Origin of the sequence: Pseudomonas onubensis (assembly GCF_965653655.1) — a bacterium.
Classification (GTDB): domain Bacteria; phylum Pseudomonadota; class Gammaproteobacteria; order Pseudomonadales; family Pseudomonadaceae; genus Aquipseudomonas.
Map to the genome: position 1 here is coordinate 23512 of NZ_CBFHAZ010000041.1, position 25991 is coordinate 49502.

Consider the following 25991-nt stretch of genomic DNA (forward strand, 5'->3'; position numbering starts at 1 on the left):
TGGCGGGTAGGGTGCAGCATTGGCACATCCAACCTGAGGTGCTCACCATGAACCCAGTCGAACAATCTCCCTGGCACGCCGGCGAACGGCATTTGCAAGCAAGCGCCGGCGCGGCTGAGCGTATGGCCGTGGTCGGGCTCAAGGTGATTCGCGATCACTTGCCGGAGCAGCATCGGGACTTTTACCCGCTATTGCCCTACCTGATACTCGGCGTGGTGGATGCCCAGGGCATTCCCTGGGCGACCATGCTTGAAGGCGCGCCGGGCTTTGCGCATTCACCCGACCCACACACCTTGCAGGTCGACAGCTTGCCGTCCAAAAGCGACCCGGCGCTTGCCGCCTTGCACACCGGCGCCAGCGTAGGTTTGCTCGGCATTGACCTGAATACCCGGCGGCGCAACCGCATGAACGGCCGCATCGGTGGTTTGGACCACGAAGGCTTTTCGGTCGACGTGGTGCACACCTATGGCAACTGCCCCAAATACATCCAGCTGCGCCCCGTCGACGGCATTGCTCGCAAGCCCGGCACTACGGTCGAGCGCCTCAGCGATCTGGACGCTGCGGCCCAAACACTGATCCGCAATGCCGACACCTTCTTCGTCGCCAGTTACGCCGACGTGGACGGCGCACGCTCGGTGGACGTTTCACACAGGGGCGGTAATTCGGGGTTTGTGCGGGTTGAAGGCAACCTGCTGACCATCCCGGATTTTGCCGGCAACCTGTTCTTCAATACCTTGGGCAATTTACAGCTCAACCCGGTGGCGGGTTTGCTGTTTATCGATTTCGAGTCCGGCGATGTGTTGCAGGTTGCCGGGCGTACTTCGCTGATTCTTGATGGGCCTGAAGTGGCCAAGTTCGAGGGCGCCCAACGGCTGTGGACAGTCACCGTGGAGCAGGTAGTACACCGCCCGGCAGCATTGGCGTTGCGCTGGCAGAACTGATCGTTCCCACGCTCTGCGTGGGAACGATCAGTCAGCGAAATCAACGCGCAAAGGGCGGGTCGCGCCGCCGTGTTGGAGAGCCTCACGCGCCTGCTGCTGTTTACCGGCAGCTGCGCGGATGAAATCTGCTACCCGCTGGGGTTCAAGGACCCGGTGTACTTCAGCCGGTTTTTGCTTGGTTATGCGCAGGTGACACCGGGGGAATACCGGCTGCGGCAGTCGGGCTTGGGTTGACGCTCCAGGCGCCACCCAGCGCCGTGTACAGGTTCACCTCCGCCACCAGTTGCGCCAGCCGATCGACAATCAACGCCTGCTGCGAACTGAATAACGAACGCTGTGCATCGAGGAACGTCAGGTTGCTGTCCACACCGCTGCGGTAGCGGTGCTGGGCCAGGTCGTAGTAGGCCTGGTTGGCGGCGACAAAATCCCGTTGCGCGTCCAACTGGTCGTTAAAGGTTTGCCGGGCGGCGAGGCCGTCGGCGACTTCCTGAAACGCCGTCTGGATCGATTTTTCGTACTGCGCCACCGTAATGTCTTTCTGCAGTTTGGCGTAGTCGAGGCTGGCGCGCAGGCTGCCGGCGTTGAAGATCGGCAGGTTGATTTGCGGCTGAAAGGTCCAGGTGCCCGCGCCGCCCTTGAACAGCCCCGACAGTTCCTTGCTGGTACTGCCGGCGTTGGCGGTGAGCGTCACCGACGGAAAAAACGCCGCACGCGCCGCGCCGATATTGGCGTTGGCGGCTTGCAGTTGGTATTCGGCCTGGAGGATATCCGGGCGCCGCTGCAGCAGGTCGGAGGGCAAGCCTGCGGGCAGGCGCGCCACCAGGTCGTCGGCGAGCGGGCGCGACGGCAGGTTTTCATCCACCGGGACGCCCACCAGCAGGGCCAGGTTGTTAACATCCTGGGCGACCTGGCGCTCATAACGGGCCACACTGGCGCGGGTGCTTTCTACCGCTGTGCGGGCTTGCACCACGTCCAGGGCCGAGGCCTTGCCCGCGGTTTTGCTGCGGCTGGTGAGCTGCCAGCTGTGGTCGTTGGCGGTCAGGGTTTGCTGGGCCAGGGTCAGCAGCTCCTGGTCGGCGCGCCAGGTCAGGTAGGCATTGGCGACGTTGGCCACCAGGCTCAGTTGCGCGCTGCGTCGCGCCTCTTCGGTGCCCAGGTACGTGAGCATCGCCTGCTCGCTGAGGCTGCGCACGCGCCCGAACAGATCCAGTTCATAGGCACTCAGGCCCAGGGTGGCCGAATAGTTGGAGGTAATCGCCGACTTGCCGGTGCCGGTCACATCGCTCGGCACTTTCTGGCGTTTGCCGGCGCCGCTGGCCGATATCGCAGGGAACAGGTCCGCCCGCTGGATGCGGTACTGCGCCTGAAACGCCTGCACATTCAGCGCGGCTACCCGCAGGTCGCGGTTATTGGCCAGCGCTGCGCTAATCAGTTGTTGCAGCGCCGGGTCGTGGAACAGCTGCTGCCAGTCCGGTTCAACCGCCACAGTGCCGGCCTGGGCCTGGCTGTAAACCCCGCCCTGTGGGTACTGCGCCGGCACCGGCGCAGCGGGCCGCTGATACTCGGGGATCAGCGAGCAGCCGCCGAGCATCCAGGCCACGCCAACGGTGGTGAGGGTGAATTTTTTCATCAGGCGCCAACCATCCATTTGGCCAGGCCATGGCGCCCACTCACGCCCAGCTTGGCGGCGGCGCGCTTGAGGTAGGTTTCGATCGAACTGTTTTTCACGCTGAGTTTTTCCGCCATTTGCGGCACGGTGCCGCCGGTCAGCAGGCCCAGGCACACCTCCTGCTCACGCGCCGACAGGGTGATGTCGCTGAGGGACAAGCGCTTGTAGAACTCGCGCTGCAAGTGTGACTGTTCCAGCTGGTTGTGGGCCGGCTCAGCCTGACTGTGCGACGCCTGGCGCAGAATCTGCGCATGCCGTTCCATCAACGGCAACAGGGTGTCCGACAAGCATTTGAGAAACGACAGTTCTGCCAGGGAAAAGCCTTGTTGGGTCGGTGGGCGGTAAAACGAAATCACGCAGCGTCGGTTGCCCTGGCGCGACACCAGGTTGCATTGGTGCGAGGCGCCGCGCGGGTGTGCGCTGTTGGCCTTGGCCTTCATCTGGATCAGCAACGGGTCTTGCATGCGCAGCATTTCGCGCAGCAGCGGGTGGTCATTCAGCGCATGCACAGGCTGGGGCGCCGGCAGGTGTTTTTTCAACCCGGCGCTGCCCAGCAGTTGGATATCGACCGCGCTGTCACGCAGTTCGTCGAGGGTCCATTCACTCAGGTCGACCAAATGAATCGGCACCCATTTGTCCACCAGTTGCAGCATGTTGGCGGCGAAATTTTCCTGGCCGCTGTTTGAAATCAATTCACCCATTTCGGCGTAGAACTGCGGGCTGTGGGCGCCGCCAATACTAGAAGTCAGACTCATAGCCATCTCATCCTTGATGTCGAAAACCGTCAACGGGTGCCCTGGGTCTGTGTGGGGCCGCCCGTACTCCTTGAACGTGACTCTTCTTTAACGTCATCGGCGTCCGAGATTTTATTTAGCCATAGCGATTTGTCCTACGTATGTAGCGGAAACGAGGGACACAAGCTGCCATAAAAACCACGTCATTAATTCGACGTTTCACACAAGGTTTTCCGCCTACGAAAAGCCATGGCTAAACATTAGCGTTTTTTATCTATCTGATATCTAAGATAAAAATTGATTATTCGAACGTGTTTGAAAAACCTGACTACGGCCAGATGTAGCCAATTTCCTACAGCGCTTTAATCGTTCCAGCAGTCAACCATCAGCCAAGCCCGTTTCCACCCATTTGGATGTCCGGGTTTCGGGTGACAGACACCCTCGAAGCTGCATGCTCAAATCCGGCAATTTTGGCGAAATGGGCCTTTGCGCGGCCGTGCCTGACTCCTATTGAGAAGGATCTTATGAAGCATTCCCCAAGCTTCCCCCTGACTGCCGCCCAGCAGGACATCTGGCTCGACCAACTGCGAGCGGGCGACTCGCCGCTGTACAACATTGGCGGCTATGTCGATTTTGCCGGCGTCCTGGTGCCGGACCTGATCCAGCGCGCCGTGGAGTTGCTGGTGGCCAAGCACGACGCCTTGCGCATCCAGTTGCACACCGACACCGACGGCTTGCCTCGACAGACCTTCGACACTGCGCTGACGGTGCAGGTAGCACGGCACGACTTCTGCGCGCTGCAAGACCCACTGGCCGCGAGCCATACGTTGATGCAAGCGCAAATGGCCCGGCCCTATGCGATGAGCGGCGAACCGCTGTTCCGGTTTTTCCTGGTCAAGCTCGATGACGATCACTACCGCCTCGGCACCCAGGCCCATCACCTGATCCTCGATGGCTGGGGCTTTGGCCAGATGCTCCAATCCTTGGCCCGCCTGTACACCGACCTCGTACAGGGCCAGCCACCGGAGCTGCATGCACCGTCGTATATCGACTTTATCGACACCGACCAGCGTTACCAGGAATCGGCCCGTTACGCCCGTGACCGCGCCTATTGGCTGGACAAATACCAGGTGTTGCCCGAGCCGCTGCTGACGCCGCGCCACAACGCCCCGGCGCCGAGCAACACCTGGGTGGAGCCGTTCCCGGTGACGCTGCTCAACCGCATGGAACAAGTCGCCAACCGTTACCAGGCCTCGGCGTTCCATGTGTTGCTGGCGGCGCTGTACGTGTATTTCACCCGCACCAGCCAGCGTGATGAGTGGGTGGTGGGGCTGCCGATCCTCAACCGTTCCAACGCCCGTTTTCGCTCCACCGTGGGCTTGTTTGCCCAGGTCAGTGCGGTGCGTTTCCAGTTCGCTGCGCACTTGCCGTTCAGCGCCGTGGTGCGCGGTGTACGTGACCAGCTCAAGCAGGACTTTCGCCACCAGCGTTTTCCCTTGAGCGAGATGAACCGCGAGCTGGGCCTGCGTCGTACCGATCGCGGCCAGTTATTTGACCTGTCAGTGTCCTTTGAGCAGGACGATCACGACCTGCGCTACGGCCAGGTCCAGGCCCGTGCGGTCAAGGTCTCCAACCACCACGAGCTGCTGCCGATTGCCTTCCACCTGCGCAGCAACCGTTACCAGGACACCGCTTGCCTGCATTGCGTGTACAACGAGGCGTGGTTTCGCGAGGACGAGGTGCAGGGGCTGGCGCAGCGCTTTACCTGGCTGCTGGAACAGGGGTTGGCAAATACCGCGTTGACGCTGGCTGAATTCGTTTTGGTGACGCCGGCCGAGCAGGCCCGGTTGCAGCAGTGGAATGCCACCGCACAAACGCCTGCCAGCCCGCAAACCTTGCACCGGCGCATCGAGGCGCAAGCGGCGCGCACGCCCGACGCTATCGCGGTGGTGCATCAGGGCCGGCAATTGACCTACGCCCAGCTCGATCAACAGGCCAATGCCCTGGCCCACCAGCTCCTCGGACACGGCGTGCAGCCGGACGACCGCGTGGCGATTGTGGCGCGGCGCGGGCTGGACACCGTGGCCGGGTTGCTGGCGATCCTCAAGTCCGGCGCCAGCTACGTGCCGGTGGACCCGGCTCACCCGGCCGAGCGCCTGAACTACCTGCTGCACGACAGTTCACCGGTAGCGGTGCTGACCCAGCATGACTTGCTGGCGCGCCTGCCGATGCTCGACGTGCCGATAATCCGTTTGGACCTGCCGACCCATGGCCGCAGCGACAGCCCCCCCGCGGCGGTCACGCCGTCGAACCTGGCGTATGTGATCTACACCTCAGGTTCCACCGGCTTGCCCAAAGGCGTGATGGTCGAGCACCACACCGTGTCGAACCTGGTGGACTGGCACTGCCGCGCCTTCAACCTGCACGCGGGCAGCCATACGGCCAGCGTCGCCGGCTTCGGCTTTGACGCGATGGCCTGGGAAGTCTGGCCGGCGTTGTGCGTGGGCGCGACCTTGCACCTGCCGCCGGTACAGGACGACGCCCAGGACATTGACGCGCTGCTCAACTGGTGGCGTGCGCAGCCATTGGACGTGTGCTTTTTGCCGACCCCGGTGGCCGAGTACGCCTTCAGCCAGCGCTTGCAGCACCCGACCTTGCGTACCCTGTTGATCGGCGGCGATCGCCTGCGCAGCTTCAGCCGCGCACAAACCTATGACGTGATCAACAACTACGGCCCCACCGAAGCCACGGTGGTTGCCACCTCCGGGCGCGTCGAAGCGGGCCATGCGCTGCACATCGGCGCGCCGATCGACAATGCCACGGTGTACTTGCTCGATGAACAGCGGCGCCCGGTACCGATTGGCGTGGCGGGGGAGTTGTATATCGGCGGCAAAGGTGTGGCGCGGGGTTACCTGAACCAGCCTGAACTGAGCGCCGAGCGCTTTGTGGATGACCCGTCCACCGAGGGCCGTATGTACCGCACCGGCGATCTGGCACGCTGGCTGCCCGAGGGCAACCTTGAGTACCTGGGCCGCAATGACGACCAGGTGAAAATCCGTGGGGTGCGTATCGAACTGGGGGAAATCGAGTCCGCGCTGGCCAGCCATCCGGCGGTCCAGGAAGCCGTGGTGCAGTGTCGCGAGGGCCAACTGCTGGCCTGGTATGTCGCCCGGCACGACGTCGAAATCCAAGCGTTGCGTGCCCATCTGCAAGCCTCGCTGCCCGATTACATGCTGCCGGCGGCCTATGTGCAGTTGCACGCGATGCCCCTGACCGCCAACGGCAAGCTCGACCGCAAGGCGCTTCCCGCGCCCACGCAGCAAGCCTTTGTCACGCGTCAGTTCGAGGCACCGCAGGAGGGCGCGGAGAGCCTGCTGGCGCAGATCTGGGCTGACTTGCTGCAGGTGCAGCAAGTGGGGCGCCATGACCATTTCTTCGAACTGGGCGGCCACTCGCTGTTGGCGGTGCAGTTGGTACAGCGCATGCGCCAGGCCGGCTTGCATGCCGATGTGCAGGTGTTGTTCGGCCAGCCGACGCTTGCCGCGCTGGCGGCGGTCAGTGGCGGCAGTGAGGTACAGGTGCCGGGCAATCGTATTGCGCCAGGTTGCAGCCACATCACCCCGGACATGCTCGCGCTGGCCGAACTCGACCAGCCGAGCCTGGATCGTATCGTCGCCGGCATCCCCGGAGGCGCGGCCAATGTGCAGGAAATCTACCCGCTGGCGCCGTTGCAGGAAGGCTTGCTGTACCACCACCTCACGGATGAGCGCGACCCTTACCAGCAACATGCGCTGTTCAGTTTTGCCACTCGCGAGCAGTTGGAGGCGTTTGCCCAAGCGTTGCAGCAGGTGATCAACCGTCACGATATCCTGCGCACCAGCCTGGTATGGGATGCACTTGAACAGCCGATGCAAGTGGTGTGCCGCCAGGTGCAGTTGCGCGTCGGGCCGCTGCACGATCAGCACCCACCGCTGGATCTGCGCCAGGCGCCATTAATGGCACTGGATTACGCCGAGGAGCCGCACAACCAGCGCTGGGTCGCCAGGTTGCGCTTCCATCACCTGGTCAACGACGCCACCTCGACCACCGTGCTGGTGGATGAAATTCGCGCCCACTTGCTGGGCCAGCAGGCGCAATTACCGGCGCCGGTGCCTTACCGCAACGTGGTCGCGCAGGCGCGTTCGGCGGCGCGCCAGGCAGCCCATGAGGCGTTCTTTCGCGAGCGCCTGGCCGACGTTGACGAGCCGACCCTGGCGTTCGGCTTGCAGGAGCGTCAGGCCAATCGCGCCGACATCGAAGCGGCCGAACGGCCCCTGGCAGACGCCCTCAACCTGCGCCTGCGCGCTCTAGCGCGAGCGCTTGGGGTGAGTGCCGCGAGCCTGTTTCACCTGGCCTGGGCCCAGGTACTCAGCCGGGTCGCGGGCCGCGATGATGTGGTGTTCGGCACCGTGTTGCTCGGCCGTTTACAAGCCGGCGAGGGCGCCGACCGGGCCTTGGGCATGTTCATCAACACCCTGCCGTTGCGCGTGCGCCTGGCCGGGCAAAGCGTGGTTGCTGCGCTGGCAGACACCCATGCGCAACTGAGCGCGCTGGTTGCCCATGAACAGGCATCCCTGGCCCTGGCCCAGCGTTGCAGTGGTGCCTCGCCGCTGTTCAACAGCCTGCTCAACTACCGGCACACGGCGGCGGACAGAGACCTGAACCTGGTGCCGGGCATTGCCCTGCTCAGCAGCGAAGACATCCTCAGTTACCCGCTGATGCTGACGGTCGACGACATCGCCAGCGGCTTTCGCCTTACGGCCAAGGCGCCGCGCAAGGTCGGTGCCGAGCGGTTGCTGGGTTACTTGGAGACGGTGCTCAATGGCCTGGCGGATGCCCTTGAACAGGCACCGACCACACCGCTGCGCGAGGTACAGGTGCTGCCGGCCAGTGAACTGAAAACGCTGTTGCTGGAGTTCAATGCGACCCACACCGACTACCCCGAAACTCTTACCGTCCAAGCTCTGTTCGAAGCCCACGCGCGGCAGATCCCCAACGCCATTGCGGTGCAGGCTGGCGATCGGCAGTTGAGCTACCGCGAACTCAACGAGCGTGCCAACCAGTTGGCCTTTTACCTACGTGAGCGTGGCGTCCGGCCGGATTCGCGTGTGGCGCTGTGCGTCGAGCGCGGGCTGGAGCTGGTGGTGGGTTTGTTGGCGATCCTCAAGGCGGGTGGCGCCTATGTGCCGCTGGACCCTGGCTACCCGCGCGAACGCCTGGCCTACATGCTCAACGACAGCCAGCCTGTCGCGTTATTGGTGCATGCGGCCACCCGTGACTTGCCCGGCGAGGTGTCGGTTCCCGTCATCGACTTCGATCGCTGCGCCTGGAACCAGGCGCCTGTCGGTAACCCGTTGGTGCCCGGCTTGAGCGTCGCCAACCTGGCCTACGTGATGTACACCTCCGGCTCCACCGGCACGCCCAAAGGCGTGATGATCGAGCATCGCGGCTTAAGCAACCTGATGCACTGGGGCTCCAAACTGTGCCCGAATGCCGAAGGCGGCGCCTTGTTGCAACGTGCGCCGTTCAGCTTCGATGGCTCGGTGTGGGAGCTGTTCTGGCCGCTGACCAATGGCATGCGCCTGGTGCTCGCACGGCCCGATGGGCACCGTGAACCGGCGTACCTGGCCCAGGTGATCCGCGAGCAACAGATCAGCGTGATCAAGTTTGTGCCGGCGATGTTGCAGCAGTTTCTGGAACTGGAAGAATCGGCGCTGTGCACCAGCCTCACCGACGTGCTGTGTGGTGGCGGTGAACTCACGCAAGCCCTGGCCCGAGGCGTGCAGGCGCGCTTGCCCAACGTGCGCTTGCATAACGTCTACGGCCCCACCGAAGCCACGGTGGACAGCAGTGCCTGGACCCTGGAACCCGGCGCCGCCGTGCCGGCCGTGCAACTGCCGATTGGTCGGGCGATCAACAACACCCGCCTGTATGTGCTGGATCAACATGACACGCCGGTGCCCATGGGCGTCAGCGGCCAACTGCATATCGGCGGCGTCGGCGTTGCGCGGGGTTATCTGGGGCTGGAGCAGATGACCGCCGAGCGCTTTATCGACAGCCCGTTTGTGGCCGGTGATCGGTTGTACCGCACCGGCGATCTGGTGCGTTACTTGCCCGATGGCAACCTTGAGTTCCTGGGGCGCAATGACTTCCAGGTCAAGCTGCGGGGCGTGCGCCTGGAGCTGGGCGAAATCGAATCACGCCTGGCCGCCCACCCGGCGCTGCGGGAAGTCGCGGTGCTGATTCGTGATGAGCGCTTGGTGGCGTACTTTACCCTGCGTGGGCAAGCGCCAGGCCTGGAAGCCTTGCGTGCGCATGTACTGGAACAGTTGCCTGAATACATGGTGCCGGCGGCCTTTGTGCAGCTTGATGAACTGCCGCTTAACCCGGCTGGCAAGCTCGACCGCAAGGCCCTGCCGGAGCCTGGGTTGGAGGCGGTGGTGAGTCGCGCGTATGAGGCGCCGCAGGGTGAGGTGGAAACCCTGATGGCGGGCATCTGGGCCGACGTATTGAAGCTTGCGCGGGTAGGGCGTCACGACCACTTCTTCGAACTGGGCGGGCATTCGTTGCTGGCAGTGACCCTGGTGGCGCGGATGCGCAAGGCTGGGTTGGAAGTGGATGCGCGCACCCTGTTCAGCCAGCCGACGTTGGCGCAATTGGCCGCCTGCACCACCGCCCAGGTACAGCGCGTGGAAGTACCGCAAACCGCCATCCCCCAACTCAACCGCCGCCGGCGGATCTGAAGCCTGGAGGTGGGTAATGTGGGAGCCGGGCTTGCCCTGATGCCAGTCAGTTAAGACATTGCCGGTAACTGTGGCGAGGGAGCTTGCTCCCGCTGGGGCGCGAAGCGGCCCCTGCTCTTTGCTTTAAAAGCATGGGACTGCTACGCAGTCCAACGGGAGCAAGCTCCCTCGCCACAGGTCGCTGGTTATCAGTTCTAGCTTTAACTGACTGGCATTAGGGCTTGCCCGCGATAGCGGTATTTCAGACAACGCCTCTGTCGCTGATACACCGCTATCGCAGCGATGCGGCGACCCGACAGGCCAGCTCCCACACTTTTAGATCACAGTCAGGCAGTTGGTTTTGAAGGGTTCAGGCACTCGATAGAGCGGTCCACCGTGGTCTTGGCCACCTCAAGCAAATGCCACACCGCCAGAATCTTCGCCCGCTGGGGGCTGGCCAGCAGATCGCCGCAATTGAGCGCGGTCGCTGAAGCGCTGTCGAGCAAGCTGGCGGTGTAGAGCAGGGCATCTTCGAAGCTCAGGTCTTCGATTTGAACACCTTTGGAGGGCAGGTAATGGTCGATGGCGCGATTGAAAGCGGCGCGGTCTTTGTCGGCGTTGCGGGGTGGGTCGGGGACGACTTTTTTCATGGTGTACCTTCGCGTTAGATAAGGGACGGACACCCTTCGCGACTAAACGAGGGTGGCGGCTGTACGCAGGTTAGTCGACCGGCTCCAACGCGAAAATTCCGGCGCACCCGAAGGTGCCCTGCGCACAGCCACCATAAAACCTCATGGAGGACCATGCACGCGTTGGAAGGTCGGGCGACTAAACCCGATCACTGATAAGCAGTGACGGATCGCAGACTAGCCATCGATTCCAACAGGCACAAGGCGGCAGGGATTGTCTAGGAAACGTCCTGCAATTAAAAGGGACGCGCCTTGCTGGCCTTTTACAAACCATGACCAAACGCCATCAACCGCCGGACCCGATTTGATCGTTCCCACGCTCCGCGTGGGAATGCAGCCCCTGACGCTCCGCGTCACATGTGCGCAAAGGCCAAAGTGGTGGGACGCGGAGCGTCCCAAGAGGCATTCCTTTGCTGCGCGTAGGAACGATCGTCAACGCCATCAACCGCAGCCTCCGATGGAACCTTTTGCGCCGTCACTACCAACACAATGTGCGGTTTCGCCTGAAACCTCAGCCTTTCGACGCTGTTGGATTTTGATGGACAACGCAGCTCATGACCCAAACGTTTGGACACTTTCAGCCTTTCAGACAGGCGCACTTGCCGACGCTGCCTGCTCCTCGCACGGAGGCTGATGCCTCCAGCCTGCCGACGCGCGGGCAAACACGGCCGGCGGACGATCTGCGCTCAGCCACGCAAATCTACAAGGACAACCCCATGCTGGGCACGGGCATCATGTCACGCGCCTTTGGCTGGAACCCGCAAAGGCGTGAACGCCAAACCCGTTTGATCACCCACCTGAAGCGACAGGTCGGCGACTTTACCGCCGCCAACCCAGACCCCGTGTCGCGTGCCAACGCCATGTATCGCCTGGCGCGGATGATTCACCACATTGACAACGACCCCTGCCTGCGCAGGGTCAAAGGCAGTTACCCCGGTGATGGGCGCCTGGACGTGCAGGGTATAAAGGGGTTTGCGTCCGAGGTTGACCGCCTGACTCAGTTCGCCGAGCAAGGCTACCGCGTACTGGGGCAGGGCAGTCGCGGAGTCGTCTGGCCAAGGCCTGCCCCCTACGGCCGCGCAGCCGGTAACCGACGCTCGGTGCAGGCAATCACGGTGAATCCCTTGTTCAAGGCACTTGATAACGTGCTCGACGCGAACGAACGGCTCGCCTTCAAAGCGCTCGTAGGCGGTGACTGGAACGACCCCCGCTTACCCGCCGATGTTCGCGCAGCCAGTGCCGCGAATGCTGAACACGTCCTTGAATTCATCGACCAGCAAGGCGGCGCCCATTCCACGGCCAGTAACGGCGAAATAGACGGAAGGGTGGAGGACGTTCCTGACCTTCCTGCGCCTTACCTGACGCGCGAGCATTTCACTTACCCCGGTTCCGAAGCACGGCGGTTGTCGGATTTTGCTTATGTCGGTTATGCCGTGTTTGAGAAGCGCTAGCGGCATTCCAGGCAGGGTGACGCCGATAATGCCGTCAGCGTGGCGTTGGAACAAACGCCACGCTGCCACCCGAGCGCTTCTGGAACAACCGCTCGCCGTTATCCGGCTGTGTGGTGATCACCGTGTGATCCGCGCCCAGGTAGGCCAGCGGTGTCGGGTCTTCCTTGGAATACTGCGCGACGATGATGGTGTGCTGCGGGTCGAAGCCCTGGCCGCTGGTTTTTTCCAGCCAGGCCATCAAGGCGGCGCTGTCGCCCTGGCGCGGGAAGTCTTGGGTTTCGCTGACGTAGTAGAACGGTTTGCCGCCATTTTGCAGGTACATCGGCACCTTGTTGTCGACTTCTACCATCACCATCTGCCATTGATTCCACGGTGCGCTTTTGGTCGCTTCGGCTTGTACATCGTCGGCGAAGCGGGTCACGCCGCCATTGCCGGTGACCCAGGGATAGATACCGCCGAGCACGAGCAACAGCAAGCCTGCGGTGAAGCCAAAGCCTTTTTGCCAACGTGGCCAACTGGCGGTTTTTTGCTCCAGGCGTTCACTCAACCACCAGGCCGCCAGGAGTTGGGCAAAGGGCACCAGCGGCAGCACGTAGTAGCTGCGCCGGCTGCCGCTGGCGGTGAAGAACACGAACAGCAGGCCCAGGCCCCACACCAGCCAGCGCACGTTCGGTGGCGTGTGGCGCCAGTTGCGCAGTGCCAGCCACAGGCCCAGCAACCAGCACGGTGCCCAGGGCAAGGTGTAGGCGGGTAGGTAGATCAGGTAGGTGTAGATCGGCCCCATGTGGTCGAACGGGTCGAAGAAGCGCACCACGTTTTCCTTGAACACCAGTTCAAGGCCACTCTCGCCGTAAGTCGGCGCGCCGTAGAGGTGGGACAGCACGAAGGGAATCGCATAAAACGCCGCTGCAATCAGCATGGCCATCAGCAGGCGCAGGTTGAGGTGGCGTTTGTAGCGCTGCTCGCTGAGCAGGTGCGGCAGCAGCACCAGGCCCGGCAGCACAAACCCGATCAAGCCTTTGAACAGCGAAGTGGCGGCCAGCAGCAGGAAAAACACCGTGTAGCGCCCCAGCCGCGTGTCCTCCGGCCCGCGCCAATACCACCACACCGCCGCCAGCACGCCGCATACGGTGAGGATGTCGGCGGTGGCCACGCGCGCCCAGAACAGAAAGTAGAAGGTGGTGGCGAGCATCCAGCCGGCAATCAGCCCGGTGCCTTTGCGAAACAGGCGTTCGCCGATCAAGTACACCAGCCAGATGCTCAGCCACGCTGAGATCACTGACGACAAGCGCAGCGACCAGGGGCCAAGCCCGCCCATCAGGTTGGCGAAGCCGGTGATCAGCCAGTAGGAGGGCAGGGGTTTGTCGTAGTAGGGCGCGCCCTTGAGGTAGGGGTCGAAGTAATCACCGCTTTGCAGCATCTGCAACGCGATATTGGCCCAGCGGGTTTCCGGCCCCCACAGGTCACGACTGCCCAGGCCCAGCAGCAGGAGCAGCGCCGAGACGCCCAGCAGCAGCACCAGGGCGCCGCGTTCGGTTTTGAACAAACTCATGGGCGGCTCTCAAGGCAGGCGTAACGTTAGGGAAGCTGCGGATAAATAATCAAGAGCAGGGCGCCTTTGCGATAGCGTTTGCCACCCGGTGGCAGTTGCCCTTCTTCGCGGTGTTCGCTGGTGCTGCGCACGCGCATCAGCACACCGACCGAACCTTGCTGGCGCGCCTGCGCAAGCCAGCTCTGCACGCTGTCCAGGTCGACCTTGCGGTGCACCGAGTCGGCATACTGGAGGCCATAACGCAGTTCGCCTTCGGTGTCGTAAAACGCCACTTCCGTGCGGCCCAGGCGCCAGGACAAGGCCGACGCAGAGCCCAGCTCGTTGCTGATCAAAGCATGGGTTTGTTGCAATTCATCCAGATGCTCAAGCACGAACTGGTCGGGCATTTCGGTATCGGTGATCATCGCCGGCATGCCCGCCGGCAGTAACGCCACCAGCAAGCCGATGCCCAGCGCCGGCATTGCCCACAGGGTCAGCGGGCGCAGCGCTTGCAGCAGGTTGGCGAGGATCCACGCCAGCAATACGATAAACGCCAGCGACAGGCTGAACATCTCCGCGTGGCTGTTGCCGTACATCGGGTTGCTGATTTGCAGGTAGATCAACACCACCATCGCCGCCAGGCCGATCACGGCGTTGACCAGCCCGTTGATCAGGATCGCTCGGGTCTTGCCTTGCCTGATCAAGTCGATCAACGCATGGCCCATCAACAAGGCCAGCGGCAGCAGGCACGGCATGATGTAGGTCGGCAATTTGCCGCGGCTCATGCTGAAGAAGGCCAGGGGCAACAGCAGCCACAGGGCCAGGAAGACGATGGCCGGCTGGGCTTTGTCTTTCCAGGTCTTGATCAGTGTGGTCGGCAGCAACGCCGCCCAGGGCAGGCAGGCAACCACCATGATCGGCAGGAAGAACCACCAGGCCCGTGCATGCTGGGCATTGTCGGCAGAGAAGCGACGGATATGCTCGTGCCAGAAGAAGAAGCGCCAGTAATCAGGCTCTTGCAAGTGAATGGCCAGGGCCCACGGCACACACAGGATCGCGGCGACCACAATCGCCAGCGGGCCGTAGCGCAGCAGTTCACCCAGTCGGCGTTGCCAGAGGATGTAGGGCACGGCGATCAGCACGGGCAACAGCCAGGCCAGAAAGCCCTTGGTCATAAAGCCCATGCCGCAGGCCACACCCAGCACTGCCCAGGCACCCAGACGTGCACGCGAGGTGCGGCTGTCGAGGGCAAACCACAGCGCTACCAGGCTGAGGTTGACCCAGAAGGTGAATTGCGGATCGAGGTTGGAATACCCCGCTTGCCCGGCCACCAGCCCGAAGCTCATGTAGAGCAGGGCGCAGGCGAAGCTTTTGCGCGGGTCGTTCCACAGGCGGCGAGCGATAAGGTAGGCCAGCAACACACTCAGGCCGGTGGTCAAGGCTGAAGCCACACGCACGCCAAACAGGTTTTCACCAAACACCGCCTGGCCGAGGGCGATCAGCCAATAGCCGGCGGCGGGTTTTTCGAAATAGCGCACACCCATGAAGTGCGGTGCCACCCAATTGCCGCTCTGGATCATTTCCTGGCTGATCTGGGCGTAACGGGTTTCATCCGGGATCCATAAACCGTGCAGGCCCATGGGCAGTAGATAAAACACCGCGAAGGCCAGTAGCAATAGAGGCAAAGGTTTAAGCAGACGTGTCATGAAAACGTCACTCCTTGACGTTTAATGGCGAAGTAAGCAGATATGTAAAAGTTTGTAGGAAGAATCACAAAGTTCACTAAGTCGATGAAAAAAATCATGACGTCCAATAGTTGCGGGCGCAGTTGAACATGCCAGAACAGGGCTGTCGTTTTGCTGAACATGAAGAAAGTTATAGGTAAAAAAAGTGTCTATAGCTTTTTAAGTACGGCGGACCAGGCGGGGCCTTTCATGATGCCAAGCGTCTCGAATTTGCCATTGCCCAGTACGCGCACAAACAGGGCACTGCCGTATTCGGCAAACGTTGCGCGGGGATAGCCCAGGGCGCTTTCGAAGTCGGCAATACAGCCACTGTGGGTGACAAAAACGAGGTTGCGACCCGGTCGTTTGCGGCTGAGCAGTTCTTCATCGATGTCCTCGCCGCAGATGGTCTTTTCCCCTGGGGTCAGCTCGGCTTTGCCGAACATGAAGTGCGAGGTCTGTACCGTGCGCAAGGCCGGGCTGGCAACGATGTCGGTGTTTTCCAGGCCCAGTAGTTTGAAGGCCTTGCCCGCTTCTTCGGCGCGCTGGGTGCCGACGGTCGTCAGGCCTTCAGGTGCGCCGAAGCAGGTATTGGCCGAGCGGTCGCAGCGCTCTTCGTGACGCACCAGCACGATCAGGTCGCCATCACGCCAGGCCGGCAGCACTTGCGAGGTCAGCAGTCGATTGCCGACGCTCAGGTCGCGCGGCGAGAACGGCCACACCAGGAAACCGGCGAGCAGCAAGCCGATAACGGCAAGGCCCGCCCACCACTTTCGCAGACGCTTGAGATAGCCCCGGCGTGAGCGCGGTTTGGTCAGGGTAAGGTCAACCACATCATTCACCATGGGCACTGTCTTCAGTGTTTTATTCAAATAGGCGCAACGCACTGACGGATGCCCGTAGTTGAAGCGGAGCGTGTCATAGCGCTGCTGTCTTTTGGCTGAACATTCGACGGTTAAAAGTTGCCGTGGACGGTAACTAACAAGTTGCCGTCTATCGACGCATGGCGGGCAATTTAGAGGGGCGAGGGTGGGCAGGCAGTGAAATCGATGTGAAAAATTTGCATGGGTTCGTCAGTCAGCCGTTATGCTCGTTTGCAGTCCTTTAAACGAGCGTGTTTATGTTGCAGGTGCAAGGTGTTGTTAAAAGCTACGCCACCCCGCAAGGCCCACTGCCAGTGCTGGCAGGTGTCGACCTTTACCTTGGGGAGCGCAGCAGCCTGGCATTGATGGGCGAGTCGGGCAGCGGCAAGAGCACGTTGCTGCATCTGGTCGCCGGGCTCGACCGTGTGGACGCCGGCACTGTCCAGGTGGGTGAGCAACGCCTGGACCAGTTGAGCGAGGCGCAACTGGCGCATTGGCGCCGTACCGAAATCGGCCTGGTGTTCCAGCAGTTCAACCTGATCGGCAGTTTGCGTGTCGACGACAACCTGGCGTTCCAGGCACGTCTGGCCGGGCGCTTCGACTCGCAATGGCAGGCGCAACTGGTTGAGCGCCTGGGCCTGGGCGACTTGCTCAAACGGTATCCCGAACAGCTCTCCGGCGGCCAACAGCAGCGGGTTGCGGTGGGCCGTGCGTTGGCTTCGCGCCCCGGCTTGTTGCTGGCGGATGAACCCACCGGCAATCTCGACGAGGCCACCAGCGATGACGTGCTGCAATTGCTGCTGGACCTGCTGCGAGACAGCCCCACCAGCCTGCTGATGGTGACCCACAGCCCGCGCATCGCCGCGCGCCTGGACCGCCAGGTGGTGTTGCGGCGTGGCCGTGTGGTCGCTTGAGATGAGGGTATTTTATTGGGCACTGCGCGCGCTGTTGAGCCATTGGCGACGGCACCCGGTGCAGTTCTTCAGCGTGCTCACCGGCTTGTGGCTGGCCACCGCGCTGTTGACCGGCGTGCAAGCCCTTAACAGCCAGGCGCGCGACAGCTATGCACGTGCCAGCCAATTGATCGGCGGTGAGCCGCAAGCCAGCCTGAGTGCGCCGGACGGTGCGAGCTTCCCGCAGGCGCTGTTTGCCGAATTGCGCCGTGCCGGCTGGCCGGTGTCGCCGGTGGTGCAGGGGCGGCTGCAGCTCAAGGGGCATGAAGACCTGCGTTTGCAATTGATGGGCATCGAGCCGTTGTCCTTGCCCGGTGGCGGTGCGGTGGCGGGGCAGCGCTTGAGCCAGGCGCAGATGCTCGGGTTTTTCAACCCGCCCGGGCAAACCTGGATCGCCGCGCAAACCTTGCAGGCGTTGGGGTTGCAGGCCGGTGCGCAACCGTTGACGGCGAGCGGGCTGCGGTTGCCGCCGTTGCAGGTGCAACCCGACATGGCCCCCGGCCTGCTGCTGACCGATATCGGCTTCGCCCAACCGTTGTTGGACATGCCGGGGCGCCTGTCGCGCCTGCTGGTGGACAAGGCCTTTGCCGCCACCCAGCCGACGCCGCCCGCCGCGCTGCAACTTAAGCAAGGCGAGGACAACAACCTCTCGCGCCTGACCGAGAGTTTTCACCTGAACCTCGATGCCTTGGGCTTTTTATCCTTTGTGGTCGGCCTGTTTATTGTCCACGCCGCCATCGGCCTGGCCCTGGAGCAACGCCGTGGCTTGCTGCGCACCTTGCGTGCCTGCGGGGTCAGCGCGCGTCTGCTGATCGTCAGCCTGGCGGTTGAGCTGGGGGTGTTGTCGTTGCTGGGCGGCGTGCTGGGTGTGATCAGTGGTTACCTGCTGGCCAGCCTGTTACTGCCGGATGTGGCCGCCAGCCTGCGCGGCCTGTATGGCGCCGAGGTGGCGGGCCAGTTGAGCCTCAGCCCGTGGTGGTGGTTGGCCGGCTTGGGCTTGAGCCTGCTCGGCGCGCTGCTGGCGGGTGCCAGCAGCCTGTGGCGCGCGGCGCGTTTGCCTTTGCTGGCGCTGGCCAATGCCCAGGCCTGGCATGAGGCGCACGGGCGTTGGCTGCGACGTCAGGGTTGGGTGGCGGCTACTGCGTTGGCAATTGCCGTGCTGGCGTTGTGGTGGGGCAACAGCCTCGCCGCCGGGTTTGTGCTGATGGCAACGTTGCTGCTGGGCGCGGCGCTCGGCCTGCCGGTGGTGCTCAATGGCCTGTTGACGGCGGTGCTTGGGCGTAGCCGTTCAGTATTGGGCCAGTGGTTCCTTGCCGACTGCCGCCAGCAGTTGCCGGCCCTGAGTCTGGCGTTGATGGCGTTGCTGTTGGCGCTGGCGGCGAATATTGGTGCAGGCTCCATGACTTCGGGGTTTCGCCAGACGTTCAATAACTGGCTGGAACAACGCCTTACCGCCGAGCTGTACCTCAACCCGCAAAACCCGGCCCAGGCCGAGCAGCTTTCCAGCTGGTTGGCGCAGCAACCGCTGGTGCAGGCGGTGCTGCCTACCTGGCAAGTGGCGGTGCAATTACAGGGCTGGCCGGCGGATGTGTTCGGGGTGGTCGATGACCCGACCTATCGCCAGCACTGGCCGCTGCTGCAAGCCGCCAGCGCACCGTGGGACCAACTGCTGCAGGGCGATAGCGTGATGCTCAGCGAGCAATTGGCGCGCCGCTTGAAGGTGGGCCTGGGCGACGCGATCAAGCTGCCCACGCCGCAAGGCGTGTGGTCGCCAACAGTGGTGGGGGTTTATGCCGACTACGGCAACCCCAAGGGCCATCTGCTGGTGAATTCGCAACACTTGCTGGCGCACTGGCCGGGCCTGGCACCGGCGCGCTTCAACCTGCGCGTACTGCCCGGCAATGTACCGGCACTGGTGCAGGAGGTGCGGCACGACTTTGCCCTGGAGGACAGCCGTATCGTCGATCAGCAGCAACTCAAAGGCTGGTCGAGCCAGGTGTTCGAACGCACCTTCGCCGCCACCGCCGCACTCAACAGCCTGACCCTGGGTGTTGCCGGTGTGGCGCTGTTTATCAGCCTGCTGACCCAGAGCCAAAGCCGCCTTGGCCAACTCGCACCGCTGTGGGCACTGGGCGTGACGCGCCGGCAACTGATGCTGCTCAACCTCGGCCAAACCTGGCTGCTGGCGGTGTTGACGCTGGTGTTGGCCTTACCCTTGGGCCTGCTGCTGGCCTGGTGCCTGGACGCGGTGATCAATGTGCAGGCGTTCGGCTGGCGCCTGCCCTTGCAAGTGTTCCCGTGGCAGCTGGCGCAGTTGTTGGGGCTGGCTATGCTTGCCACGCTGCTCGCCTCGGCCTGGCCACTGTGGCAGTTGTACCGCAGCCGCCCGGCGGATTTGTTGAGGACCTTTGCCAATGAAGATTAAAGCCTGGTGGTGGGCCGCCGTGTTGCTATTGACCGCCTGCGACAAAGCCCCCGCGCCGCCGGAAAGCTTCGCCGGCCTTGGCAGCGAAGCGGCGGATTTTGCCCAGGTGGTGCCTGGCAAGGTATTCAGCTTTCCCGAAGACCACGGCCCGCACCCAGGCTTTCGCATCGAATGGTGGTACGTCACCGCCAACCTCAAGGATGCCCAAGGCCATGTGTTCGGCGTGCAATGGACACTGTTTCGCAACGCGCTGAAGGCCGGGCCGGTGCTCGCGGGCTGGCGCGACTCGACCATCTGGCTGGGCCACGCCGCCGTCACGTCCACCACCCGGCATTACGCCGCTGAGCGCTACGCTCGCGGTGGCGTGGGCCAGGCAGGCGCCCAGGCAGCGCCGTTCACTGCCTGGCTCGACGATTGGAGCTTTGCCACCCGGCCCGGTGCCGCCAGCGCCTTGGCCGATACGCAACTCAAGGCCGCAGGCCCACAGTTTGCCTACGATTTGCACCTGACCTCCAGCCGCCCGCTGGTGCTGCAAGGCGATAACGGCTACAGCCGTAAATCCGATCAAGGCCAGGCGTCCTACTACTACAGCCAGCCGTTTTTTACCGCAACGGGCAACGTCACCCTCGACGGCACCACCTACCAGGTCAGCGGCCCGGCCTGGCTCGACCGCGAATGGAGCAGCCAACCCCTGGCCGCCAGCCAAACCGGCTGGGACTGGTTCTCCCTGCACCTGGACCGTGGCGAGCAGTTGATGCTGTTTCGCGTGCGGCAAAAGGACGGCGCGGGTTACCTGACTGGCACCTGGATCGACCAACAAGGGCACACCCAGACCCTGCATAACGCCGATATTCAACTTACACCGCTGGCCACCACCGAGATTGACGGGCGCACTGTCCCCACGCGCTGGTCATTGAAAATCCCCGGCAAACAACTGGACATCACGCCCCAGGCCGTCAACCCGAAGGCATGGATGAACCTGAGTATCCCGTACTGGGAAGGGCCGGTGCAGTTTGACGGTGGTGTGGGGTATCTGGAGATGACCGGGTATTAATCGCGGGTTTTTGTAGGCGATTTTTCTCTGCCGAGTAGGCAACTTCCCAAATGTGATATTCCGCGCCTGCCCTTGTGTGCGGGCTGCCTGCGCTTGCCTATATTCCGACGCCATCTTAATTGCATCCGGGATGTAAGGCATGGCGCAGGGATTCATCAATGACCGCACAACGGACTACAACAGTCTGAAATCCAGGGCGATCGGCGGGGCGCCAAATCGTCAGCGTTCTGATCACTTTGACGTGTTGAACCGGCACTTGCGTACTGGCTTGGTAACTCCGGGGCAACTGGTGATTATCCCTGACGACTTCAGCTTCAGCTGTCGCAGTGAAGAAGCCTGGTTGATGCGTTATGGCGAGCAGATCCGCTGGCGGCTGGAGCCATCGGCCGGCTCGGCGATAATCAATAACTACGACTTGCTGCAGAGCTTGCTGGCGAATGGTTCGATTGGTATCGGCAGCGCCACTTCGGCGTGGGCGCGGCATCTGGATGAAGTGGCGCAGACCCTGGAGGCGATTGAGCGCTTGCATCAGCGGTTGAAGGGCGGTGGGTTGGACCGGGGAGAGTTTGCTCGCCAGCGCCAAGGGCTGTTTCGGCAGTTGGACGCGCAACTGCAAGGCGCGGCGCGGTTTGGCACGGGGTTGCGAGGCAATCAATCGTTGAAGAAAGTGTTGGGGATATCGACCAAAAGCTTTCTGCATAAGGGTGAGATTGCGGGGTATGCGCAGCGGGTCGGGGACGTGGCGCAGGTGTCGAAGTGGTTGGGGAAGGGGACTTATGTGGGGTTGGCCATGGATGTGGGGGTGACAGGATTGGAGGTCAAGGAGGCGTGTATGACGGGAAGGGAGGCGCTGTGTCGGCGAGCGAAATATGTGGAACCGGCGAAGTTGCTGGGCAGTGTTGCAGGCGCTGCGCGCGGCGGTGCCTTGGGGGCAAAGGTGACACGCCGTGTATGTTCGATGGTCATGGGGATCGCGCTCAAAGGGAGAGGCGAACTGATTTGTGGGGTTCTCGGGGGCGCTGCCGGAGGTGCTGTGGGTGGGAGCATCGGTGGGCTCGGGGGCGAAATGGTCGGTGATCTGATTTATCAACCGGAGAGTATATGAGCACGACCCTCTACACGGTGTGTGTGATTGTTCTCGCAGTATCACCAGGCGTTTCATACGGCCTAATGGTATTCGTCGAGAACACAAAGCTAGATGAACTGGAGAGCTGTTTCAGCGGTAACACAATGGTATGTGACAACAAGCGTTATTGGTGGCGAAATCGCGCCAGAGACAGGTTCAAGCGCACGAGCCTGATCGTAGGCTTTTTGTTCTTGCCAAATCTGTGCGTGAGAAGGGGCTATGTCACCCGGGCAGAGCTGGCTGGAGTTCCCTTGAGCTTGAAGCGTTGGGCGCTTTGGCCCTATTTGTCTGGAATGGTTTGGTTTTTCAGTGCAACCGCCTGGTGTATTTGGATGAAATGGTAGAGCATGAAAATTCGCCTAAAAAATACTGTACAGATATACAGTATTGTTCTACATTCCATCCCAGGTGACCGGATGTCACCGCTCACCTGAGCTTCAATTTTTTAACTATGGATGGATAAAAAATGAAATCAACCAAAGCCTTTATGCTGGGCGCGGCCATGATGGCCTCCTGCTTTATCTCGGCCTCTGCCCTGGCCGACCTGACCCTTCCCAAACTTACCCCAGGCACAGTCAGCCAAGGCGAGATTGACGCGCTCAAACCTGGCGGCACGCTCACTGCGGTGCCGATCCCGGACGAGTTGCGGCAAAAGCTGCTGGATGCGCGGGACGGCAAGGCCAAGGCGGCTACCAAGGCTGCCAAATCCGTACCCTTTAACAGCGCTGTCGGTGAGTTGAAAAAACCGAGTCAGAGCGAGCTGAAAAGTGCAGCGGTCGCCGACTTTGTGCCGTTGTTTCCGACCCTGGATATCAACACCCTCTACACCATCAGTGAAGTGCAAACGGGCCAGGATTTCCCTTACCACTTCAACCTGCCAAAAAGCGCGCGGGTGCTGGTGCAGTTGATCAACCAGAGTGCCGGCGCCGACATGTCGCTGAGCCTGTTCCGCGACGACGGCCAAGGCAACCTGCAACTGCTGGCCACCGCCGATAACGCCGGCAATGCCGATGAATACATCGACGGCGTGCTGCCGGCCGGTGACTACTACTGGTACATGGTGGCCAAGACCGCCACCAACGCGCAGTTCAGTTTTGGCGTAGCAGCGGACACCAACATTGATGCCTTCGAGCCCAACGACACGCCGCAAGACGCTTTTGCGCTGCCGGACTCGATGAACAAGGTGAGCGGCAACCTCGACAACGCCAACGACGTCGATTACTTCGATTTCAAGGCGGTGCGTGGCCAGGCCGTGAGCATGTACCTGGCAGGCGATGACAGTGGCAGCCGTAACCAGTGGATCTTCGAGCGCTTTGATGGCGTCAACTGGATCGTCGTGCCAGCCGGTTCTACCTCCACTTACCCGAGCGTCACGCCGGGTACCACCGTCAAGGTACGTGTGCGGGCCAACCCGGCCGTGACGCAGGACCCGAGCAAGTACTACAAACTAAGCCTCGGCTCTGCGCCACGGCTGAACAGCTCGCAGGTAACCGGCGACAATATCGTGCGGGTACCGGCATCCATATTCTGGATGGCGACCCAGGCGGGGCGCACATTGAACTGGACCACCAACTGGTCCGATTCCACGGGTGCGCCGCTGCTGGGCGTCACACCTGTGCTGCGTGTCGACAAGCGCTTTGAGGGCACCGAGTTCCATTGGACCGACTTCAAGGCCACCACCAACAGTGCCGGCACATCCCAGGCCAGTGCCGCGCTCGGTACCTGCTTTGGCGAAAACCGCGTGCAGTACCCGGACAGCAGCACCGGCGTGCAGTACACCTGGGACACCACCTTCAACTTCGGCGGCTGGCGTATCGAGCTGGACGAGTTCCCGGGCGTGGGTGTCGGCGGTGATAACGTGCAGTATGTGACCTTTGGGCACATCTGCACCCAAGACATCATCCATTGATACCGTGATGTAAATCAGAAGGGGCAGCCTGAACAGGCTGCCCCTTTTTGTTATTCGCCAGCCAACGCCAGCTTCAACGGCAGGCGCGCCATACTGGTGCTTGTGAGCGAGCCCAGGTACAACCAGTCGCCGTATTCGCGTGCGGTGGTAATCGGCGAGTAGTTGCCCGCCGTGCCATCCTGCAAGTTGGCGATGACCTTGCCATCGGTGTCCAGCCCCAGCACAAAGGCTTTGCGCTCGATGGGCTTGGGCACCACCATCAATGCGCGCACCATCACCTTGCGCAACAACGGGTAGCCGGCGAAACCATCCAGCAACGGGTTGCGCGGCGAATACAGCGCGACCCAGAAGCGATCGCGGCCGTTGAAACTGAGGTTGTCCGGCAGGCCCGGCAGGTTGTCGATAAACAGGTCGTGGGTGCCGCTGCGTTCGCCCTTGAGCCAGTAACGGCTGATGCGGTAGGCGCCCGTTTCGTTCACCAACACGTAGTTTTCATCCGGCCCGAGCGTTACGCCATTGGCAAATTGCAGCCGGTCCAGCAACACCTCGGTAGTACCGTTGCTGAAGTCATAGCGCAGCAACCGCCCGTCGCCGCCATGTTCGATCACCGCTGTGCCGTCCTGGCCATAGCCCCAGCGGCTCGTCGCATCGCTGAAGTAGGCATAGCGCCCGCCGGCGTCGACGGTCACATCATCGGTGAGACCAAACGGCACGCCGTCAGCGCTGCTGCTCAACAGCTTGAGTTGGCGGTTGGCATCCAAGGCAAGCAACCCCTTGACCCCATCGGCAATGATCAAACGCCCATCGGGGTGCAACGCCAGGCCGAGCGGGCGGCCGCCGGTGTTGGCGAGCACCTCCAGGGTGTGGCTGTTTGGCGAGGTGCGGATGATGCGCCCGTCCTGCAGGCCGCTGATCAGAAAACCCTGGGGGTCGAGCAGCAAGGTTTCGGGGCCAGCAATGTCCGGGGCGCCGATTTTTTCAATGCCCTTGAGCCGCTGGTTCTCGGCGTAGGCGCCGTCTTTGAGTGAAGGCGCCTTGGGTGGCGACCAGTTCACCGGTTGCACTTTGGTCGGCATCAGCAGCAGAAAAGCGATGACTGCAAGCAGCAGTACGAACAGTAAATGGCGCAGTTTTTTGGGGCGGGTACTCATGACTATTCCTGGTTGTCGTGGGCGTTCGGCTCCCAGTGCAGGGTGCCGAACAGGTAATCCATCAGTGGTAGGACGATATTGAAATTGCGCCCCTGCATCAGCTCACGGCGGTGGTGCAGGGCATGCAACTGGTGCATCTGGCGAATCCATGGCAGGCGTGCCACCGGGTGCTCGGCGGGCAGGTGTTCGCAGGCGTGAAACACTTCGTAAAGTAAATACCCAAGGATCATGCACCCTGCAAACAGCCCGGCGACATTGGCGCTCAACTGGTTTAGCAGCCACCAGGCGGGCAGGGTGATCGCCAGGCTGTGCAGCACGATCAGCCAGGCCGGGAACAGAATCACGCGCCAGTCTCGGGGGCTGTCGTAGGTCATGTGGCCGGGGGTAAAAAAACTGTGGTGGTCACCCGTGTGCCGCGCATAGAACAACCGGGCCAGGCTGTGTTTGTGATGGCCGAGGTGGCGGTGTACGAGGTAGATGCACAGGTTGAAGAACACCAGCGTCAGCGGCACGCTCAGCCACTGGAGCGCGGTGATGTGCGCGGTGGAGGACCAGGCCAGGGCGCTGCAGACAACGCCGTAGCCGAGCACGAAACTGGCATGCAGCCAAGGGTTGTAACGGGCACTCACGGCGGCGCGGTAGCGGGCGCGGAAGGTCTCGGTGGGATGGGCCATGGCGGCAAGCTCTGGTTTTTTTGTTGGAGCCTGAGCTTAGTTGGTACGCGAGATAGTGCGAGTTTTTGTGCGGTACGCGGTTTAAGTGTGGGAGTTGGGTTGCCTGTGATTGGTCGGGGGGCATATCCGTTGCTGCGGTAACGGCGGCTTATGGTTCCGCTCTTACAGCGGGTCACTTTTGTAAAGACACAAAAGTAACCAAAAAGTCTTCGCCCCAACACTCGGTGCCTCGCTATGGCTCGGCATGCCCGCAATCCGCCAGTGATTTGGGGGGCCGCCGCGATGGGCCATCCTTGGCCCAGCGCGGCTAAACCGGCATCCCTGCCGGTTTACCCC

General features: G+C 62.1%; 16 protein-coding genes and 1 pseudogene. 9 read left to right on the forward strand and 8 right to left on the reverse strand.

Features of this window, described 5'->3' with window-relative positions; translation table 11 throughout:
• Nucleotides 1-47: 47 nt before the first annotated feature.
• Nucleotides 48-941: a flavin-nucleotide-binding protein gene (locus ACTD9P_RS15415; protein ID WP_438868331.1), complete on the forward strand. Its 894-nt coding sequence runs from the start codon at nucleotides 48-50 to the stop codon at nucleotides 939-941.
• 84 nt (nucleotides 942-1025) lie between these two features.
• A pseudogene (locus tag ACTD9P_RS15420) lies at nucleotides 1026-1169 on the forward strand (4-hydroxyphenylacetate catabolism regulatory protein HpaA); the annotation flags it as partial.
• On the opposite strand, the gene adeC reads toward ACTD9P_RS15420, so the two are convergent.
• Both adeC and ACTD9P_RS15430 read right to left on the reverse strand, forming a co-directional pair.
• Complete coding sequence (adeC, locus tag ACTD9P_RS15425; RefSeq protein ID WP_438868332.1) at nucleotides 1102-2571, reverse strand: AdeC/AdeK/OprM family multidrug efflux complex outer membrane factor; 1470 nt, start codon at nucleotides 2569-2571, stop codon at nucleotides 1102-1104. The pseudogene ACTD9P_RS15420 and the gene adeC overlap by 68 nt on opposite strands.
• Nucleotides 2571-3365: a helix-turn-helix transcriptional regulator gene (locus ACTD9P_RS15430; protein ID WP_438868333.1), complete on the reverse strand. Its 795-nt coding sequence runs from the start codon at nucleotides 3363-3365 to the stop codon at nucleotides 2571-2573. The genes adeC and ACTD9P_RS15430 overlap by 1 nt, the downstream gene beginning before the upstream one ends.
• Nucleotides 3366-3868: 503 nt before the next feature.
• Here ACTD9P_RS15430 and ACTD9P_RS15435 point away from each other — a divergent pair.
• Nucleotides 3869-10126, forward strand: a complete 6258-nt coding sequence (locus ACTD9P_RS15435; RefSeq protein WP_438868334.1) for a non-ribosomal peptide synthetase — start codon at nucleotides 3869-3871, stop codon at nucleotides 10124-10126.
• Between the two features lie 326 nt (nucleotides 10127-10452).
• Here ACTD9P_RS15435 and ACTD9P_RS15440 read toward each other — a convergent pair whose 3' ends face one another.
• On the reverse strand, nucleotides 10453-10755 hold the full coding sequence (locus ACTD9P_RS15440) for a DUF6124 family protein (RefSeq protein ID WP_438868335.1): 303 nt from the start codon (nucleotides 10753-10755) through the stop codon (nucleotides 10453-10455).
• A 593-nt stretch (nucleotides 10756-11348) separates the two neighbouring features.
• Between ACTD9P_RS15440 and ACTD9P_RS15445 the strand changes: the two genes are divergently transcribed.
• Nucleotides 11349-12245 carry a hypothetical protein gene (locus tag ACTD9P_RS15445; RefSeq protein ID WP_438868336.1) on the forward strand — a complete coding sequence of 299 codons (897 nt, stop codon included), beginning with the start codon at nucleotides 11349-11351 and terminating at the stop codon, nucleotides 12243-12245.
• Nucleotides 12246-12279: 34 nt separating this feature from the next.
• Here the strand turns inward: ACTD9P_RS15445 and ACTD9P_RS15450 are convergent, their stop codons facing one another.
• From ACTD9P_RS15450 to pmrG, 3 genes are all read right to left on the reverse strand, one after another.
• On the reverse strand, nucleotides 12280-13797 hold the full coding sequence (locus ACTD9P_RS15450; protein WP_438868337.1) for an ArnT family glycosyltransferase: 1518 nt from the start codon (nucleotides 13795-13797) through the stop codon (nucleotides 12280-12282).
• 26 nt (nucleotides 13798-13823) lie between these two features.
• The gene (gene arnT / locus ACTD9P_RS15455) at nucleotides 13824-15482 is read right to left on the reverse strand and encodes a lipid IV(A) 4-amino-4-deoxy-L-arabinosyltransferase (RefSeq protein WP_438868338.1); all 1659 of its coding nucleotides are present in this window, start codon (nucleotides 15480-15482) and stop codon (nucleotides 13824-13826) included.
• Between the two features lie 188 nt (nucleotides 15483-15670).
• Entirely contained in the window at nucleotides 15671-16345 is a 675-nt protein-coding gene (gene pmrG, locus ACTD9P_RS15460; RefSeq protein ID WP_438868339.1) for a lipopolysaccharide core heptose(II)-phosphate phosphatase PmrG, read from the reverse strand.
• A gap of 275 nt (nucleotides 16346-16620) precedes the next feature.
• On the opposite strand from pmrG, the gene ACTD9P_RS15465 reads away from it, so the two are divergent.
• From ACTD9P_RS15465 to ACTD9P_RS15485, 5 genes are all read left to right on the forward strand, one after another.
• Entirely contained in the window at nucleotides 16621-17277 is a 657-nt protein-coding gene (locus ACTD9P_RS15465) for an ABC transporter ATP-binding protein (protein ID WP_438868340.1), read from the forward strand.
• Nucleotide 17278: 1 nt separating this feature from the next.
• The gene (locus tag ACTD9P_RS15470) at nucleotides 17279-19741 is read left to right on the forward strand and encodes an ABC transporter permease (RefSeq protein ID WP_438868341.1); all 2463 of its coding nucleotides are present in this window, start codon (nucleotides 17279-17281) and stop codon (nucleotides 19739-19741) included.
• Nucleotides 19731-20795 carry a lipocalin-like domain-containing protein gene (locus ACTD9P_RS15475; protein ID WP_438868342.1) on the forward strand — a complete coding sequence of 355 codons (1065 nt, stop codon included), beginning with the start codon at nucleotides 19731-19733 and terminating at the stop codon, nucleotides 20793-20795. Before ACTD9P_RS15470 ends, ACTD9P_RS15475 begins: the two co-directional genes overlap by 11 nt.
• 139 nt (nucleotides 20796-20934) lie before the next feature.
• Nucleotides 20935-21900, forward strand: coding sequence for a hypothetical protein (locus tag ACTD9P_RS15480; protein WP_438868343.1), 966 nt, complete (start codon nucleotides 20935-20937; stop codon nucleotides 21898-21900).
• Between the two features lie 487 nt (nucleotides 21901-22387).
• Complete coding sequence (locus tag ACTD9P_RS15485) at nucleotides 22388-23830, forward strand: hypothetical protein (RefSeq protein WP_438868344.1); 1443 nt, start codon at nucleotides 22388-22390, stop codon at nucleotides 23828-23830.
• 50 nt (nucleotides 23831-23880) lie between these two features.
• On the opposite strand, the gene ACTD9P_RS15490 is transcribed toward ACTD9P_RS15485, so the two are convergent.
• A complete protein-coding gene (locus tag ACTD9P_RS15490; protein WP_438868345.1) occupies nucleotides 23881-24981 on the reverse strand; it encodes an SMP-30/gluconolactonase/LRE family protein in 1101 nt (366 codons plus the stop codon).
• 2 nt (nucleotides 24982-24983) lie between these two features.
• On the reverse strand, nucleotides 24984-25655 hold the full coding sequence (locus ACTD9P_RS15495) for a sterol desaturase family protein (protein ID WP_438868346.1): 672 nt from the start codon (nucleotides 25653-25655) through the stop codon (nucleotides 24984-24986).
• Nucleotides 25656-25991 lie beyond the last annotated feature (336 nt).

Excerpts from the sequence above, each read along its gene's own strand:
- ACTD9P_RS15415 (WP_438868331.1), top strand. The coding sequence starts at position 48 with ATGAACCCAGTCGAACAATCTCCCTGGCACGCCGGCGAACGGCATTTG.
- adeC (WP_438868332.1), bottom strand. The coding sequence starts at position 2,571 with ATGAAAAAATTCACCCTCACCACCGTTGGCGTGGCCTGGATGCTCGGC.
- ACTD9P_RS15430 (WP_438868333.1), bottom strand. The coding sequence starts at position 3,365 with ATGAGTCTGACTTCTAGTATTGGCGGCGCCCACAGCCCGCAGTTCTAC.
- ACTD9P_RS15435 (WP_438868334.1), top strand. The coding sequence starts at position 3,869 with ATGAAGCATTCCCCAAGCTTCCCCCTGACTGCCGCCCAGCAGGACATC.
- ACTD9P_RS15440 (WP_438868335.1), bottom strand. The coding sequence starts at position 10,755 with ATGAAAAAAGTCGTCCCCGACCCACCCCGCAACGCCGACAAAGACCGC.
- ACTD9P_RS15445 (WP_438868336.1), top strand. The coding sequence starts at position 11,349 with ATGACCCAAACGTTTGGACACTTTCAGCCTTTCAGACAGGCGCACTTG.
- ACTD9P_RS15450 (WP_438868337.1), bottom strand. The coding sequence starts at position 13,797 with ATGAGTTTGTTCAAAACCGAACGCGGCGCCCTGGTGCTGCTGCTGGGC.
- arnT (WP_438868338.1), bottom strand. The coding sequence starts at position 15,482 with ATGACACGTCTGCTTAAACCTTTGCCTCTATTGCTACTGGCCTTCGCG.
- pmrG (WP_438868339.1), bottom strand. The coding sequence starts at position 16,345 with ATGGTGAATGATGTGGTTGACCTTACCCTGACCAAACCGCGCTCACGC.
- ACTD9P_RS15465 (WP_438868340.1), top strand. The coding sequence starts at position 16,621 with ATGTTGCAGGTGCAAGGTGTTGTTAAAAGCTACGCCACCCCGCAAGGC.
- ACTD9P_RS15470 (WP_438868341.1), top strand. The coding sequence starts at position 17,279 with ATGAGGGTATTTTATTGGGCACTGCGCGCGCTGTTGAGCCATTGGCGA.
- ACTD9P_RS15475 (WP_438868342.1), top strand. The coding sequence starts at position 19,731 with ATGAAGATTAAAGCCTGGTGGTGGGCCGCCGTGTTGCTATTGACCGCC.
- ACTD9P_RS15480 (WP_438868343.1), top strand. The coding sequence starts at position 20,935 with ATGGCGCAGGGATTCATCAATGACCGCACAACGGACTACAACAGTCTG.
- ACTD9P_RS15485 (WP_438868344.1), top strand. The coding sequence starts at position 22,388 with ATGAAATCAACCAAAGCCTTTATGCTGGGCGCGGCCATGATGGCCTCC.
- ACTD9P_RS15490 (WP_438868345.1), bottom strand. The coding sequence starts at position 24,981 with ATGAGTACCCGCCCCAAAAAACTGCGCCATTTACTGTTCGTACTGCTG.
- ACTD9P_RS15495 (WP_438868346.1), bottom strand. The coding sequence starts at position 25,655 with ATGGCCCATCCCACCGAGACCTTCCGCGCCCGCTACCGCGCCGCCGTG.